General features: G+C 56.8%; 21 protein-coding genes. 12 read left to right on the top strand and 9 right to left on the bottom strand.

The genetic code is table 11. The annotated features are described in order from the left end of the window. Positions 1–15 precede the first annotated feature (15 nt). A complete protein-coding gene (bcp, locus tag EOV40_RS04115; protein ID WP_128105127.1) occupies positions 16–504 on the bottom strand; it encodes a thioredoxin-dependent thiol peroxidase in 489 nt (162 codons plus the stop codon). A gap of 80 nt (positions 505–584) precedes the next feature. Then, the gene (locus EOV40_RS04110; protein ID WP_208729264.1) at positions 585–3,662 is read right to left on the bottom strand and encodes a bifunctional [glutamine synthetase] adenylyltransferase/[glutamine synthetase]-adenylyl-L-tyrosine phosphorylase; all 3,078 of its coding nucleotides are present in this window, start codon (positions 3,660–3,662) and stop codon (positions 585–587) included. A gap of 116 nt (positions 3,663–3,778) precedes the next feature. Here EOV40_RS04110 and EOV40_RS04105 point away from each other — a divergent pair, with 116 nt between their 5' ends. Continuing rightward, positions 3,779–6,964 (top strand): AsmA-like C-terminal region-containing protein, encoded by a 3,186-nt coding sequence (locus tag EOV40_RS04105; RefSeq protein WP_208729299.1) that lies wholly within the window; start codon positions 3,779–3,781, stop codon positions 6,962–6,964. 29 nt (positions 6,965–6,993) lie between these two features. Here EOV40_RS04105 and EOV40_RS04100 read toward each other — a convergent pair whose 3' ends face one another. The 4 genes from EOV40_RS04100 to aat form a co-directional block, all read right to left on the bottom strand. Then, complete coding sequence (locus tag EOV40_RS04100) at positions 6,994–7,545, bottom strand: hypothetical protein (protein WP_128105125.1); 552 nt, start codon at positions 7,543–7,545, stop codon at positions 6,994–6,996. A gap of 46 nt (positions 7,546–7,591) precedes the next feature. Then, positions 7,592–8,221 (bottom strand): hypothetical protein, encoded by a 630-nt coding sequence (locus EOV40_RS04095; protein ID WP_128105124.1) that lies wholly within the window; start codon positions 8,219–8,221, stop codon positions 7,592–7,594. A 1-nt stretch (position 8,222) separates the two neighbouring features. Beyond that, complete coding sequence (locus EOV40_RS04090; protein WP_208729262.1) at positions 8,223–9,038, bottom strand: DUF4412 domain-containing protein; 816 nt, start codon at positions 9,036–9,038, stop codon at positions 8,223–8,225. A gap of 93 nt (positions 9,039–9,131) precedes the next feature. Beyond that, positions 9,132–9,773 carry a leucyl/phenylalanyl-tRNA--protein transferase gene (gene aat, locus EOV40_RS04085; protein ID WP_128105123.1) on the bottom strand — a complete coding sequence of 214 codons (642 nt, stop codon included), beginning with the start codon at positions 9,771–9,773 and terminating at the stop codon, positions 9,132–9,134. A gap of 177 nt (positions 9,774–9,950) precedes the next feature. Here aat and EOV40_RS04080 point away from each other — a divergent pair, with 177 nt between their 5' ends. Both EOV40_RS04080 and EOV40_RS14970 read left to right on the top strand, forming a co-directional pair. Beyond that, a complete protein-coding gene (locus EOV40_RS04080; protein WP_128105122.1) occupies positions 9,951–10,925 on the top strand; it encodes a 2-hydroxyacid dehydrogenase in 975 nt (324 codons plus the stop codon). A 15-nt stretch (positions 10,926–10,940) separates the two neighbouring features. Beyond that, a complete protein-coding gene (locus tag EOV40_RS14970; RefSeq protein WP_167506847.1) occupies positions 10,941–11,117 on the top strand; it encodes a hypothetical protein in 177 nt (58 codons plus the stop codon). 68 nt (positions 11,118–11,185) lie between these two features. Here EOV40_RS14970 and EOV40_RS04075 read toward each other — a convergent pair whose 3' ends face one another. Then, positions 11,186–12,043, bottom strand: coding sequence for an EcsC family protein (locus EOV40_RS04075; RefSeq protein ID WP_050819543.1), 858 nt, complete (start codon positions 12,041–12,043; stop codon positions 11,186–11,188). 226 nt (positions 12,044–12,269) lie between these two features. Here EOV40_RS04075 and EOV40_RS04070 point away from each other — a divergent pair, with 226 nt between their 5' ends. After that, complete coding sequence (locus EOV40_RS04070; protein WP_128105121.1) at positions 12,270–12,947, top strand: hypothetical protein; 678 nt, start codon at positions 12,270–12,272, stop codon at positions 12,945–12,947. Between the two features lie 115 nt (positions 12,948–13,062). Further along, a complete protein-coding gene (locus EOV40_RS04065) occupies positions 13,063–13,398 on the top strand; it encodes a TIGR01244 family sulfur transferase (RefSeq protein WP_003622634.1) in 336 nt (111 codons plus the stop codon). 108 nt (positions 13,399–13,506) lie between these two features. Here the strand turns inward: EOV40_RS04065 and EOV40_RS04060 are convergent, their stop codons facing one another. Together EOV40_RS04060 and EOV40_RS04055 are read right to left on the bottom strand one after the other, a co-directional pair. After that, positions 13,507–13,926, bottom strand: coding sequence for an EVE domain-containing protein (locus EOV40_RS04060; RefSeq protein ID WP_050819541.1), 420 nt, complete (start codon positions 13,924–13,926; stop codon positions 13,507–13,509). 2 nt (positions 13,927–13,928) lie between these two features. Then, entirely contained in the window at positions 13,929–14,222 is a 294-nt protein-coding gene (locus tag EOV40_RS04055; RefSeq protein WP_003622630.1) for a YciI family protein, read from the bottom strand. A gap of 171 nt (positions 14,223–14,393) precedes the next feature. On the opposite strand from EOV40_RS04055, the gene EOV40_RS04050 reads away from it, so the two are divergent. The 7 genes from EOV40_RS04050 to ccmI are packed head-to-tail and all read left to right on the top strand — an operon-like array spanning position 14,394 to position 19,669. Beyond that, positions 14,394–15,167, top strand: a complete 774-nt coding sequence (locus EOV40_RS04050; protein WP_006116085.1) for a heme ABC transporter permease — start codon at positions 14,394–14,396, stop codon at positions 15,165–15,167. Next, on the top strand, positions 15,164–15,325 hold the full coding sequence (locus tag EOV40_RS14965; protein WP_003622625.1) for a hypothetical protein: 162 nt from the start codon (positions 15,164–15,166) through the stop codon (positions 15,323–15,325). The genes EOV40_RS04050 and EOV40_RS14965 overlap by 4 nt, the downstream gene beginning before the upstream one ends. Further along, a complete protein-coding gene (gene ccmE / locus EOV40_RS04045) occupies positions 15,322–15,852 on the top strand; it encodes a cytochrome c maturation protein CcmE (protein ID WP_050819540.1) in 531 nt (176 codons plus the stop codon). Before EOV40_RS14965 ends, ccmE begins: the two co-directional genes overlap by 4 nt. A 37-nt stretch (positions 15,853–15,889) precedes the next feature. Next, the gene (locus EOV40_RS04040) at positions 15,890–17,875 is read left to right on the top strand and encodes a heme lyase CcmF/NrfE family subunit (RefSeq protein ID WP_050819539.1); all 1,986 of its coding nucleotides are present in this window, start codon (positions 15,890–15,892) and stop codon (positions 17,873–17,875) included. After that, positions 17,872–18,453, top strand: a complete 582-nt coding sequence (locus EOV40_RS04035) for a DsbE family thiol:disulfide interchange protein (protein ID WP_128105120.1) — start codon at positions 17,872–17,874, stop codon at positions 18,451–18,453. The genes EOV40_RS04040 and EOV40_RS04035 overlap by 4 nt, the downstream gene beginning before the upstream one ends. Next, a complete protein-coding gene (locus tag EOV40_RS04030) occupies positions 18,450–18,941 on the top strand; it encodes a cytochrome c-type biogenesis protein (protein ID WP_050819537.1) in 492 nt (163 codons plus the stop codon). The genes EOV40_RS04035 and EOV40_RS04030 overlap by 4 nt, the downstream gene beginning before the upstream one ends. Next, a complete protein-coding gene (ccmI, locus tag EOV40_RS04025; RefSeq protein ID WP_128105119.1) occupies positions 18,938–19,669 on the top strand; it encodes a c-type cytochrome biogenesis protein CcmI in 732 nt (243 codons plus the stop codon). Before EOV40_RS04030 ends, ccmI begins: the two co-directional genes overlap by 4 nt. Positions 19,670–19,679 lie beyond the last annotated feature (10 nt).

Raw genomic sequence — 19,679 nt, 5'->3', positions numbered from 1 at the left:
CCTGAAACCAAAAAATCAGGCGCTGCCCGCCAATGCGCGGGCAGCTTCTAGCACAGCTTCAACATGGCCCGGCACTTTCACCTTGGGCCAGATATGCGCAATTTTACCATCCGCCCCAATCAGGAAAGTTGTGCGCTCAATACCCATATACTGGCGGCCATAATTGGTTTTTTCCACCCACACGCCGTAGGCCTCTGTCACGCTGCCAGATTCATCTGATGCCAAGGGAAATGTCAGGTCATATTTGGCTGCAAAGGCATCCAGCTTTTTTACCGGATCGCGCGAAACGCCAATAACGGTCAGGCCAGCCTTATCAAAATCCTTTAGGGCCTCATTAAATCCGCAGGCTTCCTTTGTGCATCCGGGTGTGTCTGCCTTGGGGTAGAAATACAGAACAAACGGCTTGCCCTTAAAATCTGCCAACGTCACCTTACGGCCACCACTTGCTTCCATATTAAATGCCGGAGCAGCGTCCCCTACCTTAAGCGTGTGTTTTTCCGTCATGCTTGGTTTCCTTCTTTTAAAAGCTCTTACGCCAGAGTGAACGTGCCAGATCAGCAAGCTGTTCCGGCTCCCAACCCGGCTTATTCCACCGGGCCAACCAGCCGGGCAAAAACTGCATGCACATCACGCGCCAGAATGTTTGCCTTTTCAATCAGATCCGGCAGGGTTTCCAGTTTCATGGCTTTCAGCAGCACGTTTAACGATGCCGAGGCCAGATCTCGCTCCAGATCAACTGGCGGCGTTGCCCCACACAGCAGCCGCAACACGGCCTGAAGCTGACGCCAGAACAACTCGGCCTGCTTTAAGAACTGGGCATCTTCAGCACCCAGCAACCCTGCCTTTTCCAGCCGCCCCAACGCCAAACGCGTGCTTACATCCCGCACAGCACCATTTGCGCCAATCAGCTGATAAATCTGGGCAATAAACTCCACATCTATCAGCCCACCCAGCCGCCGTTTTACATCCCACACAGAAGATGCGGGCAGGTCTCGCGCCAAACGTGCGCGCATGGCGCAGGCATCTTTCAGCAGTGTTGCGCGAGATGCTGGCTGGGCGCGCAAACGGCCATCCAGAATGGCCTCCAGATCTTGCCGTAAAACACGCTTCAATTCTACTGGAGCCGCTACAATACGCGCACGGGTGAGAGCCATGCACTCCCATGTCCATGCGGATTCTGTGTGGTAACGCAAAAAAGCAGGGCGTGAGACAGCAACCGGCCCCGCTGCACCGGAGGGACGCAACCGCATATCCACCGCGTATAAGGGCCCTTCTGGCCCCGGAGCTGTCAGCGCGGCAATAAAGGCATGGGCAAGCCGCGTGTAATACTGCGCCACCCCTACAGACCGTAGGGCAGAAAATAGCGGGCGCTCTGCTTTTGTATCGGCCTGCGGCACCTCGCTGGCCTGTACATCTTCGGGGTGATCAAACACCATCAGCAAATCAAGGTCCGACCGCGGCATCATCTCGCGCGAGCCGGCTTTGCCGAGTGCCACAATGGCCATGCCACCACCCGGAACATGCCCGTAGCGGCGCGTGTGCTCGACCTCCACTGCATGTTTCACAATGGTGATAATGGTATCTGCCAGCACCGTGCGCTGCTTTTCGGCCTCGTTTTCCGTCATGCGGCCTTCCAGCAAGGCAACGGAAAGGCGGAATTCCTCACCACGCAAAAGCGGGCGCAGAGCTGTTACCAACTCTTCAACATCTGCCATTTCCTCCGCCAGATGCTGAAGGCGCGCCACAACCGTGCGCCCTTCCTCTGGCTCGGATTCCAACAGCCCTTCCAGCGCAGAGGGCTTGTCTGCCAGATAATCTGCCAGAAAAACCGAGGCATCAAAGATATTGGCAATACGGTCCACCAACGCCGGATTGCGTTCAAACAGGGAAAGAAGCTGCACCCCGGCGTGTTGCCGCGCCAGCAAGGCATCAAACCGGCGTAAACAGGCCAGCGGATTGCTGCGTGCACCAAAACTGGCCAGCAATGTTGGCAACAACACACGCAACAACGCATGTGCACGCTCAGACCGCAGGGCCCGCAAGCCATTACCGCGCCAGCGGGTGAGCACCTGTGTGGCTTCCTCCACCTGTTCGGGCGGGAAGCCGTGCTTTTGCAACAGTTCTGCCGTTTGCCCATCTTCCGGGCCGGGCACCAGCACACTGCCTTCCACTTCTTCCGGCTGGGCGGAATGCAACACAAAATGGCGTTCAAAAATACGCCGTGCCTTACGCATACGGGGCAACATATCCAGCGCCAGAACTTCGGCGTCTGGATAATTCATGAAGATGGCAAAAGCCTCAAACCCTTCCCGCGTCTCTGGCAGACTGTGGGTTTGGTGGTCGGCCCGCATTTGCAAGCGGTGCTCTGCATCACGCAAAAAGCGATAGGTGCGGGCCAGAACCTCAGCTTCTTCCCGTGGCAAGCGGCCTGAACCTACAAGTTTTTTAAGTGCGCCAAAGGTGGTTTTGTCCCGCAATGCAGGCTCGCGCCCACCCCAGACAAGCTGCATGGCCTGCGCAATAAATTCAATTTCACGAATACCGCCCTGCCCCAGCTTGAGGTTATGGCCCAGCAGCCATTCTATGCTGGCGGAAGGATCTGCCAGCACGGCATCTGGCAGGGTACTTAAATCTGTGCGGCCCGCCTTACGGTAACGGTCAATCCGGGCCTTCATGTCATGCAGATCATCAATCAGCGCAAAATCCAGATGTCTGCGCCAGATGAATGGCCGAATAGCCGCCAAAAAACGCCGCCCCAGCGTAAGATCCCCCGCCACGGGGCGCGCTTTTGTCATGGCCGCGCGCTCCCACGTTTGGCCAAGGCTTTCATAATATAGGGTGGCCGCCTGCACTGTTACAGCCGGAGGGGTGGAGGATGGATCGGGCCGTAATCTTAAATCTGTGCGAAAAACGTATCCATTGGCATCTCGTGCTTCCATCAGGCTGACAAGATCGCTAGTCATACGCACGAACACACGCCGCACTGTGTCCGACTGAGGGTACGCTGTGGGATCATACAGCACCATCAGGTCTATATCGGATGAAAAATTCAGCTCCCGCGCGCCCAACTTGCCCATGGCCAGAATTACAAAGCCGCAGCCCTGCGCGGGCTGTTCCGGGTTTGGTAAAGCCAGCTGCCCAGCCTGAAAGGCACACCACAGCAAATGCCTGACAGCCAGATCCAGCGCGGTATCAGCCAGACGGCTAAGAGCATGCGTAACTTCTTCCAAAGACCAGAAGCCGCCCAGATCCGCCACAGCGCAAATAAAAGCTATGCGTTTTTTTGTATGCCGCAAAAAAGCAGCGACACACTCTCGCCCCGATGTTGTGTCAAACTCCGCGCATGTTGCAAACGCATCCTGCACACAAATGTCCGGCCCCTGTTCCAGCAGGGCTGCAAAGGCCAGAACATCTTCACGCGCCAGATCAGCCAGATACGGGCTGTTGCCCCCAAGGCAGGCCAGCAGTTCCCGCGCGCCAGGCTGTATCATGACGGATTCTGCAATGCCCGCTTCCTGCGCCAGAGCCAGCATATCCTGCGTAAACAGTTCGGCCGCACGTTTATCAGCCGGGGCGGGCCAGTCTGCATCTGGCCACATGCGGGAACCATGCCCTCTAGGTTGCCTTACGTCTCGAAAAAGGGAATGGTCTGCCTGCGTCATGATCTGGCCCGTGCTGTGAACAATAAAGGCTTGCTGCGTTGACTTCCAACGGTCAAGACACCACGCGCCCACGGCGCACAAAAACCCGGCGATTTCTGGTCTATGGTGCCTATGCCATGGTTGGGCTGCCGCTTGTGGGTACAGCCTTGCTGTTTGCGCGCATGGCGCTGGGGCCAGTAAATGTTACGCCACTGGCGCGCCCCTTTTTGCCTGTTACCGTTATTTCTGGCGGCAAAAAGCAGCCTCCTGTTGCCACATTGGGGCTTAGCCGCGCTTATCTGGAATGGAACGGTATGCGCGATGGCCTTACATCGCCGCTCATGCTTGTTCTGCAGGATATTGCGGTTAAAGGGCCGGACCGCACAGTTGTTGATACCGTGCATGAGGCCCACGTTACGCTGGATACACTAGCCTTGGTGCACGGCGGCATTGCCCTGCGCGCAGTGGAATTGGAAGGCGTAAACCTTGCCCTCCGCCGCGGCAAAAACGGGGCTGTGGGGTTTGATTTTGATACCCCGCCTTCTGCTGGGGCAAGTGATAGCGGAAGCGTAGATACCGCCGGGCTGGACCGTGCCGTTATCTCCCACGCCATTGTGCGCATGAATGACCAGTTAACTGGCACGCACTGGGTAGCTTCTCCGCTAGATGCCACGCTGCATATGGCCTCGGCCCAAGGCAAAAAGGGCCTGACAGGTGCCGTGCAATTTGCCGTAACGGGGGAAGAAAACCCTGATTGCCACATAGAGGTAAAAGCCAACAGCCTGCCAGATTCAGATGGCAAGGGCATTACATGGCATCTGGCAACCAATGCCGTTAAGCCTTCCAGCTTTTCCCATATCTCGCATGATCTGCAACACATCAGAACGCCTATAGCGGTTACGTCTGATGTCAATTTCCTGCCTGCGCCGGGTTCGGATTGGCTGATGCCGGGAGCAATGGACCTGCATGCAGATGCACAAAGCGGCAAGGTAACCGCCGCCGGGGCGCGTTACTTTTTAAACGGTGGTTCTGCCAATATTACCCTACGGCTGGACCATCTTAAGGATGGCAGCACACCTGCGCATATTATTGTCCATAACATTACCGCAAACCTGCGCAATCCAGACCTTCCGGAAGATGAATCCAGAGGGCTTAATCTGGCCGTATCCGGGCAAGTGGATGCCACGGATCTGATAAACCCCACCACCGTTTCCGGACAGGTTACTGCCGATATTCCGCAGGTGTACTTTCCTGATCTGGTTTATTACTGGCCAGACAAGGCGGCCAAGGGCGGCAAAAAGTGGGTAACCAAAAACATTACAGATGGTGTGGCCTACAACCTGCACACCGTTGTTTCCCTATCCAGCAAAACGGGCTGGAATGGTGTGGATGTTAGCAACATTGCTGGCGGGCTAGATGCCAAGGGGCTGACCATCCACTGGCTGCGGCCCATTTCTCCGCTTCGGGGTATGGACGCCCATATGGACGTGGATGGACTGGACAAGCTGAGCATCAAGTTTGACCACGGCTATCAGCTTGTTGACCGTGCTGGCAAAAATGTGGGCCAAAATGGCACGGGCCGCATTGCCGCAGGCCCCGGCAGCATGGACATTGTGGGCCTGACCAAAAAAGACCAGACCGGCATTATCAACACGCAGCTGGATGGCAAGTTGCAGGATGTTATGTCCCTTCTGGCCGAACCACGCCTGCATCTGCTTGCCCGCCACCCGCTGGATATTCGTAACCCGCGCGGGCGCGCCAAACTTCAGCTCATGCTCAGCCTACCCTTGAAAGACGATGTCAGCATTGATGACATGGAAATTAAGGGCCATGCCGATATTACACAGGCATCGCTTGATAATGTGGTGGCTGGGCGTGGTGTCAGACGTGCTGATATCAAGCTGGATGCCACGGCAGATGGCCTTTCCCTTGCCGGGCATGGTGTATTAGGTGGCCTGCCCTCCAATATCTCCTATTCAACAGATTTCCGGCAGGTGCCGCCCACCGGGCTGTTAGAACAGGCGCATCTGACATCTCGCATCACGCCGCAAACCGCAACAGCCGCTGGTTTTGCAACGGGAGACCACTTTGGTGGTTCGGCTGATGCTGTGGTGGATTATCGCCAGTATGGAGATCACCACGGGCTGGTGGATATCAACCTCAACCTCAAGAACTCCCAAATCCGTATTCCACTGTGGCACAAGGCACCGGGCCGTGCAGCGCAGGCCAATGCCACGCTGGGGCTAAAGAATGGCCAGATTGTTGCGGTAGATCGTATTCTGGCCACTGGGCCGGATCTGGATGTGCGCGGCAAGGCCCGCCTGCGCCCCAACCATGCCCCCCAACTGATTATATCTTCCTTCCGCGTAGCCAATTCCACCGGCCACGCCATGTTGGAACTGCCGCAAAAAGGTGTAACGGGCTCGGTCATTCATGTTGGCGTATATGCAGACATGCTAGACCTTTCCCCTTTGGTGACGGGTGATCCATCAGACCCCAAACCCGCACAGCCCGCCAGCACTGGCTACCATGTGCCAGAGGCTGCAACAGGCAAACTGCACGGCCCGCCGGGAACAGCTTGGGCGATTGACCTGACAGCCAACACACTGCGCTACAACCCGGAAAAGCCCTCCTTAAAAGCTGTTAAAGCCTATTTTGAGGATAACGGTCAGCGGCTGGAAAAAATGTACTTTGCCATGCACGGGCCAACCCCCGTTAGCATGACACTTACGCCCAAAGGTGCGGGGCGAGACCTGCGCGTTTCCATCCCGGACATGGGCGCATTTTTGTCTGACTTTAACATTCTGCCAGATATTGAAGGCGGCCATGCCGTTCTTAGCGGATCTTTTGATGATACAGAGGCCTCTGCCCCGTTTAATGGCCGCATAACGGTTACGCCATTTGTGCTTAAAAAAGCCCCAACGGCCTTGCGTATGGCACGAAATATTTCGTTTTACGGTTGGCTGGCAGCGCACAAGACATCGGAATTCATGGTGACACACCTTGTGCTACCCGTAACCTTCAAAGATGGCGTGCTGAATATTCACGATGGCAGAACCGGCAACAACGCGCTGGGCGCAACGCTTGAAGGCGACGTAAATCTGGATAAGAACAGCATAGATTTACGCGGCACTGTGGTGCCTATTTTTGCCATTAACAAACTACCCGGAAAGCTGCCGGGCATTGGCTGGATGTTCAGCCCGGAAAAAGATGGCGGGCTTGTTGCCGTAACGTTTGGCGTGGCTGGGCAGATGAACAATCCGTCCCTGCACGTAAACCCCTATTCCATCTTCCTGCCCGGGGCGCTGCGCCGGATTTTTTAACCCGGAGGCAGCCCCTTTAGAAGACTGCGTTATTTATCATCAATAGCGGGGTCTTCTCCATCCGCATTGGGTGGAAGATCAGCCGCCCCTTCCATCAGGGATACGGCATCTGTCAGCGGGCTGTGCACTGTAGCGGTAATGCCCCCTGCCCGCACGATATCGCGAAAAGATGTGCCTTCATCATCAAACGCGGTGTCCAGACCATTGCCGCTGACTTCCCCCACTGCATGAAACACCACGCCAGATTGCGGCTGCACGGGGGAAACCAGCCAGTGCCGCGTGTGCGAGATAACGGAGGAGGCATCTGCATCCATACATGGCTGCATATGGGTAAGGGTTACGGTTTCAGTGGTAACCAGCGCCTCATTTTCTTCCCCACCTTTGCGGCCACCGGCTTTGGTTTGTGCTGTAAACACGGTGCCGGATGCCACCACCTGCATGGCTTGTGGGGGCTGCGCAATATCTGCGCGCAAACATACGGAAACCGTGCCGGAACTTCCATCATCCGCCAGCGCAAACACAGGCAGGCTTACCCCAGCTAAAAACAGATAAAAAAGTGCAATGCTGGGGCGGATTTTCATGGCGACGTTCTCTTTTTCCGTTTTCTGCCGCCCGAAACATCAAACCTTATGGGTGTGCAGGGGCTTCCCGCTTCAGCCCGGACGGAATGGCAAACACGCTATCTGGCTGGGTGGCTCGGCTTACACTCAGCGCGCGCACCGTAACCTGCCCCTGCTGTGCAACCTGCAAAAGCAGGCCGTCTGGCGTATAGCATGCATCTGTTGGGTGCCCATCGGCATCCGTTGTGCGCCATAATGTGCACTGTTCACCCGCCACAACGGAATTCCCCAATCGTGCATAGGTGCCAGCCGCTGCGGGCTGCCCTGGGGGTGTAATCTGCTGTGGGCCGGGCACGGGCATGACACTGGCACGCTTGCGTGCGGTATCCACCACCGTAAGGGTGTGATCTGTCCATGATGTAATCATGAACACATCAGAATTCTGCGGGTCCAGCCGCTGGCGTAGGGAACTGACCTGCCAGCGCATACGCTGCTGGGTGTGGGCATCACCTTGGGCGGAGTTGAGCTCATACAACACATCTGCATCAACAGATGGCGTTACCACTGGTGCATCAGCTGGGGTTATCTGTGTTGGCTCTGGTGTCTGGGGCTGTATCTGGGCGTGGGCGACTGTGCCAGACACCGCAGTTGCCAACAGCACAAACCCCACACCTGCAAACAAACGTTTTGCAACCATCTTACGGAGTTCCTTCCGTACCATTTGTAGCTGGGGCAGATATCATCGGCCCTACGCCAGAGGGTGCTGCAGGCTGTGCTGGTGCAGCACCTGCCGAACCTTCATTGTTCTTGTTGCCACTATGCGGGTTAACTTCCTGAAAGCCTGCAGGTGGCTGAAACACGCTGTCTGGCACAGGCTCGTAAGATACCTTCATGGCGCGGATACGGCCATTCAACCCATCCACATCAATACCGGTTTGGGAAAGAATAAAACCATCATCCGTGACGCAGGCCGTGGCCTGCCCTTGGGCAGATTGTGCCGCCCAGACGGTGCAAGGTTGCCCGGCCACAACATCACTCCCCTTACGCGTAAACTGCATGGACAGATCAAGCAAAAACGGGTTGCGGATGCCTTCCTGCTGCACAAGGCGGGTGTAGATGTGCCGGTCATTCAAAATCACCAGCACCTCCTGCGAGGCACGGTTGATAATCACGGCCCCGCGGCTTTCATCCCCTTCCATGCTTGTCATGTAGTTGATGCGCATAAGCCCACCATCACCAGAAAACATGACCTGCACATGGCGCGTTGGCACGGGGGTGTCCGGCTTGGCGCCGTTTTGCAAATCCTGCGCTGTGGGCTGGGGCTGAAAGCTGTAATCAATAATGGCATCACGCGCGGGCGTTAAACGCGGATGGTCCAGCGCAACCTGTGCCTGTGCCTGCCCGGAAAACACCGTGCCCACAACAGGCACAGCCGCCCCCAGAACACCCATCAGGCAAAAAAAACGCATACGACCATACAGGCGTGTGCTCATGATATCATCCATTCCAGTCATTCAAATTACGGGCCCGCGCGTGGCTATATACCTTGAGCGCAAGCAACATGCTGCAACACTAGGGCATGCCACGGGCCGGAATATGGCAGTTACTTACATGTTTCGGATTTCTGCTGCCAGCACATCAGGCGGAATATTCTCCTGCCAGCGCGGCTGCATGCTTACAGCCTTTTCCAGCATGGCTTTATAGTCGGCTGCCGGTATTTCCTCACCCCCAAAGCGGGCAAGGTGTTCGGTGCCAAATTGTGTATCCAGCACAACAAACCCGCACAGGCGCAAGCGTGCCACCAAATGCACCAAGGCGACTTTGGAGGCATCTGTTGTGCGGCTGAACATGCTTTCCCCAAAAAAGGCACCGCCAAGGGCTACGCCATACAGGCCGCCCACAAGTTCACCGTTCTGCCAGCATTCCACACTGTGGCTAAAGCCCATGTCATGCAAGGCACAGAACAGGCGGTAGATATCACCATTTATCCATGTGGTTTCTCGCCCCGGTGCAGGGGCTGCGCAAGCACGCATAACGGCAGGAAAATCCCGATCCACACACACGTCAAACTGGCCAGACAACACGGTGCGGCGCAAACGGCGCGGGAGATGAAAGCCATCCAGCGGCAAAATACCGCGTGGGTCCGGGTCATACCACCGCAGGGTAGTATCCGCTGCACCAGATGCCATAGGGAACAGCCCCGCCGCATATGCACCCAGCATGATCTGGGGGGTAAGTTCCTGTGTCATCTGCTGCGTGCTCCCTTCCTGCAACCCATCATCCCGCACGGCAAGGCAACCTCTGGCTTTGCATGCCGTTATGGAGTGTCATAGCCCATATGTTGTCTGCCCCCGCTTGATGCCACCCCGCATTGGGCACAAACTTGCGCCAGACAACCACCGACTCACCAGCCTACGGAGTTGCCTGTGAGCACAGAAGCACCTCGCCTTATCCGCTCCATCCGCCTGTTAGATGCTGCGGAAGATCGTATTAAAGCAGAATTTACAGCCCCGCTCCCGCCAGAAAGAAGCCTGAAAACACCGGCCCTTCTGGAATTAGCCAAAGAATTTCAGCCTTTTGCTGTTGTGGTTACCAATAATGCCCCCCTTAAAGGCAAGGATGTGGAAGCGCTGCCAGACTGCGTAAAACTGGTTTCTACCGTAAGCGTTGGGCTGGACCATCTGGACCTTCCCGCCCTGCATGAACGCGGCATTGCTGTTTCCAACACTCCAAATGTGCTGACAGACTGTAACGCTGATTTAAGCATGATGCTGATTCTGGCCGCCTGCCGTAGGGCTGCCGAATATTATACGCTCATGAAAAACGGCTGGCATCATGGCCTTGGTATGGGCGGCATGTTGGGCCACCGTGTTACCGGCAAGCGCCTGGGCATTGTGGGCATGGGCCGCATTGGGCAGGCCGTGGCAAAGCGCGCGCGCGGCTTTGACATGACCATTCTCTACCACAACCGCAGCCGCCTTTCTGCCGCGGAAGAAGCCGGCGCCACCTATTTTGAAAAGCTGGAAGACATGCTGCCCCATTGCGATGTGCTGACTCTGCACATGCCGGGCTCACCTTCCGCGCCTCCTCTCATGAACAGCCAGACATTTTCCCTGCTGCCCAAGGGCAGTGTGTTTGTAAATGCGGCGCGCGGCTCCTTGGTAGATGAAGATGCGCTGATAGAGGCTTTGGAATCTGGGCATCTGTTTGGGGCTGGGCTGGATGTTTACCGGCAGGAACCAAACCCCAACCCACGGCTGACAGCGCTGCCCAATATCTTCATGACACCACACGCAGGCAGCGCCACCATAGAAACACGCACCGCCATGTGTATGCTGGCGCTAGACAATGTGGAGGCTCTGGCAAAAGGCTTGCCCATGCCTTCCCCCGTTACGCCGTAAGGAGCCGCTTTTGCCATGAACATGCGTCTGTCTTGCCTGATTGGCATTGCGGTGTGCTTTGCCGTCATCTTTTGGGCACCGCATTACCATCTGGCGGCCGAGGTTATTGGCATCACCCTGCTTGGGTTTGCCATTCTCACCACGTTTTTGGAGGGCGAACCGCCCCGCAAGGTGCAGAAAAAACCCGCCTGACCAGCAAAAAGGCCAGCCCGTAAAGGTGCTGGCCTTTTTGCAGCTCTCTAGCCTGCGCTCAAAATGGCTTAGGCCTCTGCCCCTCGTTCAGCCAGATCTTCACGCATGGACATGGCGGTATCACGCACAACCGGCCCATGTTCCCGCTCCAGCCGACGAATGGTGAAATGCGCACGGGCCAGCGCACGGTAATGGTTGAAGAACGCCGTGTTCAAAGAGGCCCCACACAGCGCACCTGCTACAGGCATAAGCTGGAGAGAAATTTTCTGCCCAAGCGCCAAACCGTAATGAGAGGCCACTTCGGCAATCAGCATCACAACCGGGCGGCCACGCAGCACGGCGCGGGCCGAGAAATAGCCCAGTTCGCTTTCTTCGCCTGTTCTGCTGTTAGGGAAGGCTTTAAGCGCAAACACTTCCAGACAGGCGCGGCGGGCATCCGGGTCTGATAGGTCTTCCCCTTCCTCCCGCGCAACGCGTGCAATTTCACGCATGATTGTCAGCGTTGTAAAACCAATATCCGGGGCCAGACCAGCCAAACCGCTAAAGCCACCCACTGCGCCAGAAACAGCTACCGCGGCCTGCAAGGCCGGGCCACGCCAGCGGGCTTCTGCCATCTGGCTATCTGCAGGGCCTTTCATGCCCACAATGGCCACATCAAACGCACGCGCAATGGCTGTTTCTGCCAGCCCGCGCATTTTTTCTTCCATATTGGGGGCCATGCCCAAACCGCGCAGGCCCAAACGTGCGGCATGCCCAACGGCACCGCCCATAAGGTCTGCCAGACGCACCAGAACGCCCCGGCCAGATTCCACATCGGCCAGAGCCTGTTCCAGTTCTGCCAGTTCGTGCCCATCCAAAAGCATGGGGGCCAGGGCATTCCCTGCTGTTTTTTGTGTGCTCATCCGTGCCTCTCCTGCCTGCTGCATGCCACGCCCGTTTGCGAACGAAGCAGCGACGCACTCTGGCGCCTTATTTTTCTCTATTCCGTTATAATCATAACAGGCACAGGGCACGAAAAACAGCACCCAGCACCTTATCCGCCCTGCATACGCGGCCCGCGCCGTTGTAAGGCTTGCATAAAGCCCTTACACACTCCAAAGCAGAAATACCGTTCTCCATCCAGGCGCACACCTTATTGCGGAGTATCCTGATATGACCGATCCTTCATCCATCCAGCGTTCTGTACGGCGCTTTCTGCGGCTGGCACCGCTGGCGGCTGTTGTTGCAACCGCAGCCTGCGCCACCCCGCAGGAACAGACATATGAAACCCGGCTGGCTGAAGCACGCACTGCACCAGATCTGTGCCAGTCTGACCGTTTCCACGTTCTGGTGGCCAAAGCATGGGAAAAGGCACATGAAGCCGGTGGTGCTGATGTTGAGGATGCCTCTCCCAACCCCAACACCCCTGCGCCAGCCATACAGGTGCAGGCTTCTTCCGCCATGCCGGACGTAAGCTTCCCGCCATATTCACAACGCTCTTGCCGCATGACAGTTCAATCCGGCACGGCAGCGCCTGAAACAGGCTTTTTCACGGTGGCTTACTTTATGCACAACGGAAAGGTGGATACCTCCGTGCCGCTGTGGGATTCTGATAAAGAAGTTTCCGATTACTATAACGAGCTGAAAGAAAAGATCCGCTCTGGCGTGGATATGAACAACCCCACGCTAAAAGCCTGTATGCAGCATTACCCAGCCCTGCACCCAAATAGCACAGACCCAGCCGTGCAGCAGGCCGCTATCAGCCTGCGCGCCCTATTGGTGCGCCACTGTCTGGCAGACCATGCTGCGCTGAAAAACCTGTATTCCGATATGTACTTCATTCACCGCTAAAACAGATACCCAGCGCCTACGCTTTTGGGTCTAGCTGCTTTGATCTTGCATTCAGGCCCAAAAGCCGCATTCTGCGGCTGTTCTTTTTAGCTTAGCTTTTAGGATATATAGTCTCATGCAGTATCATTCTGTTTCCCCCGATTTTGCAGTTTCCCCCCAGATTACGGTGGAAGATATTCCGCTTATTCGGGATGCAGGGTTCAAAACCATTATCTGCAACCGCCCGGATGGCGAAGAAGCCGGTCAGCCTTCTGCTGAAACCATTGGTGAAGCCGCACGCAAGGCTGGTCTTTCCTTTATTGCCATTCCGGTTTCTGCACCGCTCACGCCTTCTTCCGATGCCGTGATTGAAACGCAGGAAGCCATCAACACCCTGCCGGGCCCGATTTTTGCCTATTGCCGTTCTGGCAACCGCTCTGCTCAGGCATGGACACTGGCAACTCAGAGCTAATTTCTGCTCTGCTCTGTTTGCAAAAAAGGCCGCCCTTTATGGAGCGGCCTTTTTTGTTGGTTTGTATTGACCCACACACTACAAAATATCGTGAACACGGGCTGTGTTTCAGGTTGGCTCCTGCCACCCGCCCATGTCGCACAAAATCTGCCAGTGTTCTGCCGATACGGGGCAGACAGACAAGCGGGACTGCCGCACCAAAGCCAGATCTTCCAGCGTAGGTTCTGCCTTGATTTGCGCCAGCGTTACCGGCGTGGGCATGGGGGCTATGGCTTTTACATCCACACATACCCATTTATCGGTTTCTGCCGTTGGGTCCGGGTAGCCTTCACGCACCACTTCCACCACGCCAACAATGGCGCGCTGCACGTTGGAATGGTAGAAAAAAGCGCGGTCTCCCGCCTTCATGGCCGCCAGGTTCTTTTTAGCCTGATGGTTGCGCACGCCTGTCCATGGCTCCACGCCATTGGCCACCTGCTCATCCCAGCTAAAGGCATCTGGCTCACTTTTCACCAGCCAATAGGCCATGATTATTCGGCCATCTGGCCATCACGGAACACGGTCCGCAACGGGCGAATAATCACGCTTTCAAACAGGTTTACCTTTGCATACGGGTCTGCCGCCGCAAAACCTTCTGCCGTGGCGCGGTCTGGCGCTTCCAGCAAAACAAGGCTGCCGCAGGGGTTGCCGTTGGCATCTAACTGCGGGCCTGCAAACAGGATACCGTCTTTATGGGCTTCCAGAAATGCCAGATGCTGCGCACGTGTAGCCTTGCGCAGTTCCAGCGCGCCGGGGCGATCCGTACAGGTAATGGCAAACAGCATAATTTCCTCCGTTGTGTTGTGTGGGCAAGACGCCCATGAACAACTGCATCGTGTCAAGAGGCACGGAATGTTGTAAAAGGGGACACAGGTAGTCCTTTTCCCACTTCCACACGGGAGGTGAAAGAGGAAGACCACAGGATTGAACCAGATACAGATGGAACGGACTGACTTTTGAGCGCCTCTCCGACCTTTGTCGCGCGTACCGGCAATTTTTTCCATCGGTATGCCAATCCCGGCCAGTTTCTTAAGCTGGGGGCACGCCTTCAGCCGTGGCTTACGTGGCCTGCTATAATTCTTACCCTTACGGGGCTGGGCTGGGGGCTATTTTTCTCCCCCGCAGACTGGCAGCAGGGCGATTCCGTGCGCATCATGTATGTGCATGTGCCTGCCGCCATGCTGGCTTCTGCCGGATATGCCGGGTTGGCCATATGCGGCCTACTCTCCCTTGTATGGCGGCACCCGCTGGCTGATCTGGCTGCGGTGGAAATTGGGCCTGTGGGCGCTTCCATCACCGCACTTTGCCTTGCTACGGGGTCCCTTTGGGGCAAGCCCATGTGGGGCACGTGGTGGGTATGGGATGCACGGCTGACCTCCGTTCTGGTGCTGTTTTTTCTGTATCTGGGCCATATCGCGCTTATTCGGGCGTTTGATGATCCGCAGCGTGGCTATAAGGCCGCCGCCATTCTGGCCCTTGCCGGTGCGGTTGATCTGCCCATTATCAAGTTTAGTGTGCAGTGGTGGAATACCCTGCACCAGCCAGACAGCATTACCCTTACGGGCGCGCCCACCATGTCTTCTTCCATGCTGTGGCCTCTGGCTTTGTCTGCCTTGGGCATGGGGCTTGGCTTTGCTGCCATTGTTGTGGCCCGCACCCGCGCCGCCGTAATGGAAAGCCGTATTCGCGCCCTGCTGTCCTCCCCCCGCCGTAGAGGCAACGCTGCATGACCCATCTGCCTTATATTGCCGCCAGCTACGGCCTGTTTGCCATTATGGCGCTTGTGTTTTCCGTTGGCGCCGCCCTGCGCCTGAAGCGAGACCGCATCCGGCTGGCCACCCTTGAACAAAAAGCCCCCCGCAAGGCAGGAGCCGCTCCACAATCATGACCCGCAAAACCCGTCGCCTCTGGCTTGTCATTGCCTGCGTGGCGTGCCTTGGCACTGCCGCAGCTTTGATCCTGCGGGCTTTTTCTTCCGATATCGTATTTTTTGTAACACCTTCGCAGGTTATGGCCTCACCTCCGCCCAAGGATAGAACCGTCAAGCTGGGCGGCATGGTGGTGGCTGGGTCTGTCCATCGTGAGCGCAAGGGTGAAACACCTGTTGCCACGTTTAACGTGACCGATGGTCAAGCCGCAGTAACCGTGCATTACGAAGGTATTTTGCCAGACCTGTTCCGTGAAGGCCAAAGCGTTGTGGCCATTGGCACGGTGCAGCCCTCGCATGATTTTGCCGCCACCGAAGTGCTGGCCAAGCATGACGAAACCTACATGCCCAAGGAAGTGGCCGAGGCCCTGAAAAAGGCCGGAAAGTGGGACCCACGCTTTGGCCCGCCACCCAGTGCGGATAGCTGGAACAAAATGACGGTGCAGGATGCCCGCAAAAACACCGCCACCCAGCCTGCCACCAACTAATATACAGACCTGAAAAAGCGGGAGCCTACCCCCTGACATGCTGAGCCCCGAACTCGGACACTACGCCCTTGCGCTGGCCTGCGTGCTTGCTGCCATACAAGGTATTCTCCCCCTTATGGGTGCACGCCGCCGCGATGTGCGGCTAATGGCACTGGCCCCCGGCCTTGCCATTGGCCAGCTTATTGCGCTGCTAACCTCTTTCCTCTGTCTGGTTTACGCCGCTGTTACGGATGATTTTTCTGTCCAGAACATTGCGGCCAACAGCGCGGTTTCCAAACCGCTGCTGTATAAGATTACCGGCGTATGGGGGAACCACGAAGGCTCCATTCTTTTATGGGCGCTTATTCTGGGCCTGTGCGGCGCAGCTGTTGCGGCTTTTGGGCGCAACCTGCCTTCCGCTTTGCGTGCCCGCGTTATTGGCGTGCTGGGGCTGGTGGCTACCGGGTTTGAATTGTTCTGCCTGACCACGTCTGATCCGTTTGCCCGCATCTGGCCTGCCCCCATGGATGGGCAAGGCATGAACCCCCTGCTGCAAGACCCCGGCTTGGCTTTTCATCCACCTATTCTCTACACGGGTTATGTGGGTTTTGCCGTGCCATTTGCCTTTGCCATTGCTGCCCTGCTGGAAGGCCGGGTGGATGCTGCATGGGGCCGGTGGGTGCGCCCGTGGGCCGTGGCCGCTTGGTGCTTTCTTACCTGCGGGATCGCCATGGGGTCCTGGTGGTCTTATTACGTGCTGGGTTGGGGTGGTTACTGGTTTTGGGACCCGGTGGAAAATGCCTCCCTCATTCCGTGGCTGACAGGTACCGCCCTTATTCACTCCGCCATTGTGGTGGAAAAGCGCGAAGCCCTTAAAATCTGGACCGTGCTGCTGGCTATTGGCACGTTCTCGTTCTCGCTTTCCGGCACCTTCCTTGTGCGTTCGGGCATCCTGAACTCCGTGCATGCCTTTGCAAACGATCCTGCGCGTGGCGTGTTCATTCTGGGCCTGCTGGCAGTGGTCATTGGGGGTTCTCTGGCGCTGTTTGCCTACCGCGCGCCATCCCTTACTTCCGGCGGGCTGTTTGCCCCGGTCTCGCGCGAAGGGGCATTGGTGCTGAACAACATTCTGCTGTGTTCGCTCTGCGCTGTGGTGCTCACGGGTACAATGTATCCGCCATTTATGTCTCTGCTGTTTGACCGCACCATTTCTGTGGGCAAGCCGTTTTTTGATGCCACCACCATTCCGCTGGCATTGCCGCTGTTCATCTTCATGGGGTTTGGCCCCATGCTACCGTGGAAGCGCGCGCAGCTTTGGCCCATTTTGCAAAAGCTATGGGTGGCGGCTGTTATCACCGCCATTGCCTGCGCCGTTGCGGCCTTTAAGCTTTCTGGCGTTCTGCCCATTCTGTGCGCAGCGGCAGCTATCTGGATTATTGCATCCACCATTACGGATGTTGTGGAACGTGTGCGCCTGTTCCGTGCGCCGTTTGCCACAAGCGTGCAGCGTGCGCGCATGTTGCCGCGTGCCATTATTGGCACGGCCATTGCACATATTGGCGTGGGCATTACGGTGCTTGGGCTTTCTGCCATGTCTCAGGCCCAGCATAAAATTGTGGAAGTGCCCATTGGCACCACAGAACATCTAGCTGGGTATGACTGGACACTGACAAACGTAAAGCAGGAACCGGGGCCAAACTACACTGCCATGGTGGGCACGCTGGAAGTGCGGCGTAACGGGCACCTTATTACCGTTATGCACCCTTCCAAACGCAGCTTTAATACGCAAAATCAGACCACAACCGATGTTGCCATCCATACCAACCTGTTGGCAGATCTGTATGGTGTGCTGGGTGACAAACACGGGCCGGATAGCAACCCCACCTACGTGCTGCGCCTGCATTACAACCCGCTGGCCCCATGGATGTGGCTGGGTGCACTGGTTATGGCGTTTGGTGGCGCGCTTTCGCTATCTGACCGTCGTGTGCGTGTGGGTGCGCCGCAGCGTGCCAAATCTTCTGCCGAAATGAGTGCAGCATCATGAGCAATTCAGAAACACCTCCCAATGCATCCCGCCGTCGGCTACTTATGGCTTTGCCATTGGCAGGGGCTGGCGTTGTTGGCGTTGCGTTTTGGAAAATGCTTTCCGGCATGGAGCATGGTTCCTTCAACCCGCATGATATCAACGCACCGGTACTGAACCGCCCGGTGCCGGATTTTACGCTGCCAGATCAGGCCCCCATGCAGGGCTTTAATACGCAGGATTTACGTAACCTGACGCAGCCTGTGCTGGTGAACTTTTTTGCCTCATGGTGCATTCCCTGCCTTGCGGAAATGCCAACCCTGATGACGCTGAAAGACAAGCTGACCATGTGGGGCATTGCCTACAAGGACAGGTCAGAAAACGCAGAAAACTTTCTTAAACATTCCGGCAACCCGTTCTCCCGCCTTGGGAGTGACCATGAAGGACGTGTGGGAATTGAATGGGGTATTTCTGGCGTGCCGGAAACATTCCTGATTGGCCCCGGCGGCGTTATCCGCTGGCACACGGCGGCCCCTCTTACGGACGATATTCTGAGCCAGACACTCCTACCCTTGGTTGAAAAGTTGAAAACGCCATGAACATGCGCCGTTTTCTGGCAGCCTCCTGCGTTGGGTTCTCCCTTATTGCGGCACCTGCGCTGGTGCTGGCGGTGGATGACCCCATGGAAATGCTGCCCAACCCCAAGGATGAAGCACGGGCCGAGGCCATTGGCTCGCAACTGCGCTGCCTTGTCTGCCAGAATGAATCCATTGAGGACAGCAGTGCCGGCTTGGCGCGAGACCTGCGCCGCGTGGTGCGTGAACACGTTGCCAAAGGTGAAAACAACCAGCAGATCATGGATTGGATGGTAAACCGCTATGGCAACTTCATCCGTCTGAAACCAGCGTTTTCGTTCAGCACCTTGTTGTTATGGAGCATGCCCGTTCTGGCGTTGCTGTTGGGGCTTGTCTCGGCCTTTATCTTTTATCGCCGTCGTGCAGCTGCTCCGCCCTCTCCGCCTCCGCTGACAGAAGAAGAAAAAACCCGGCTGGCCCAGCTGACAAAGGATAAGGATAACGCCCCATGATCTGGCTTTCCATTGCCCTGCTCAGCCTGCTGGCTCTGGCTCCTGCCTGCGCTACTTTATGGAAACGTACCCGCACCGTGCGGGATGAACGCAGCGCCGCCCTTGCCCTGCACGAAGCCCAGTTGGCTGAGGTGGATCGTGACCTCACAATCGGGCTGATAGCCCCGGCGGAGCATGAAATTGCACGGTTGGAAATTCAGCGCCGTATTCTGGCGGCGGATAAGGCACCATCCTCCGCCGATAATTCTCGCGCCGCCACGGTGGGTTGGATTGGCCTTGGGCTTGCCCCTGTGCTGGCCGTAGGCCTGTATCTGACAAACGGCGTGCCTTCCCTGCCTGCGCAGCCACTTGGGCCTCGCCTTGCTGCCGAGCATATGCAGGACACAAAAAATGACATGCTGGTGGCTCGCCTAAAGCAGACATTGGCCACACTGCCACCCGGTGACCCCGCTTTGCGCCAAGGGTATCTGCTGCTTGGGCAGGTTGAGGCCTCCCGCGAGCATTATGCTGAAGCTGCGGATGCGTGGAACCATGCCTTAGATATGGGTTTTGATGCTGAACTGGCTGCCCGCACGGCAGAAGCCATTACGCGCACCAATCATCAGGTTACGCCGCAAGCGCTCGCCCTTTTCCGCAAGGCACTGGATACCGCCCCGCAGGATGCAACATGGCGCAGTGCCGTGCAGGCACGTATTGCACAGGGAGAGCACGATCAGGATACCCCCTGATCGGCTGTTT

This window comes from Acetobacter oryzoeni, assembly GCF_004014775.2.
In the GTDB taxonomy this organism is placed as follows: Bacteria; Pseudomonadota; Alphaproteobacteria; order Acetobacterales; family Acetobacteraceae; genus Acetobacter; species Acetobacter oryzoeni.
The sequence above is the reverse complement of the archived record's forward strand: the minus strand, read 5'-3'. Positions and strand labels throughout refer to the sequence as shown.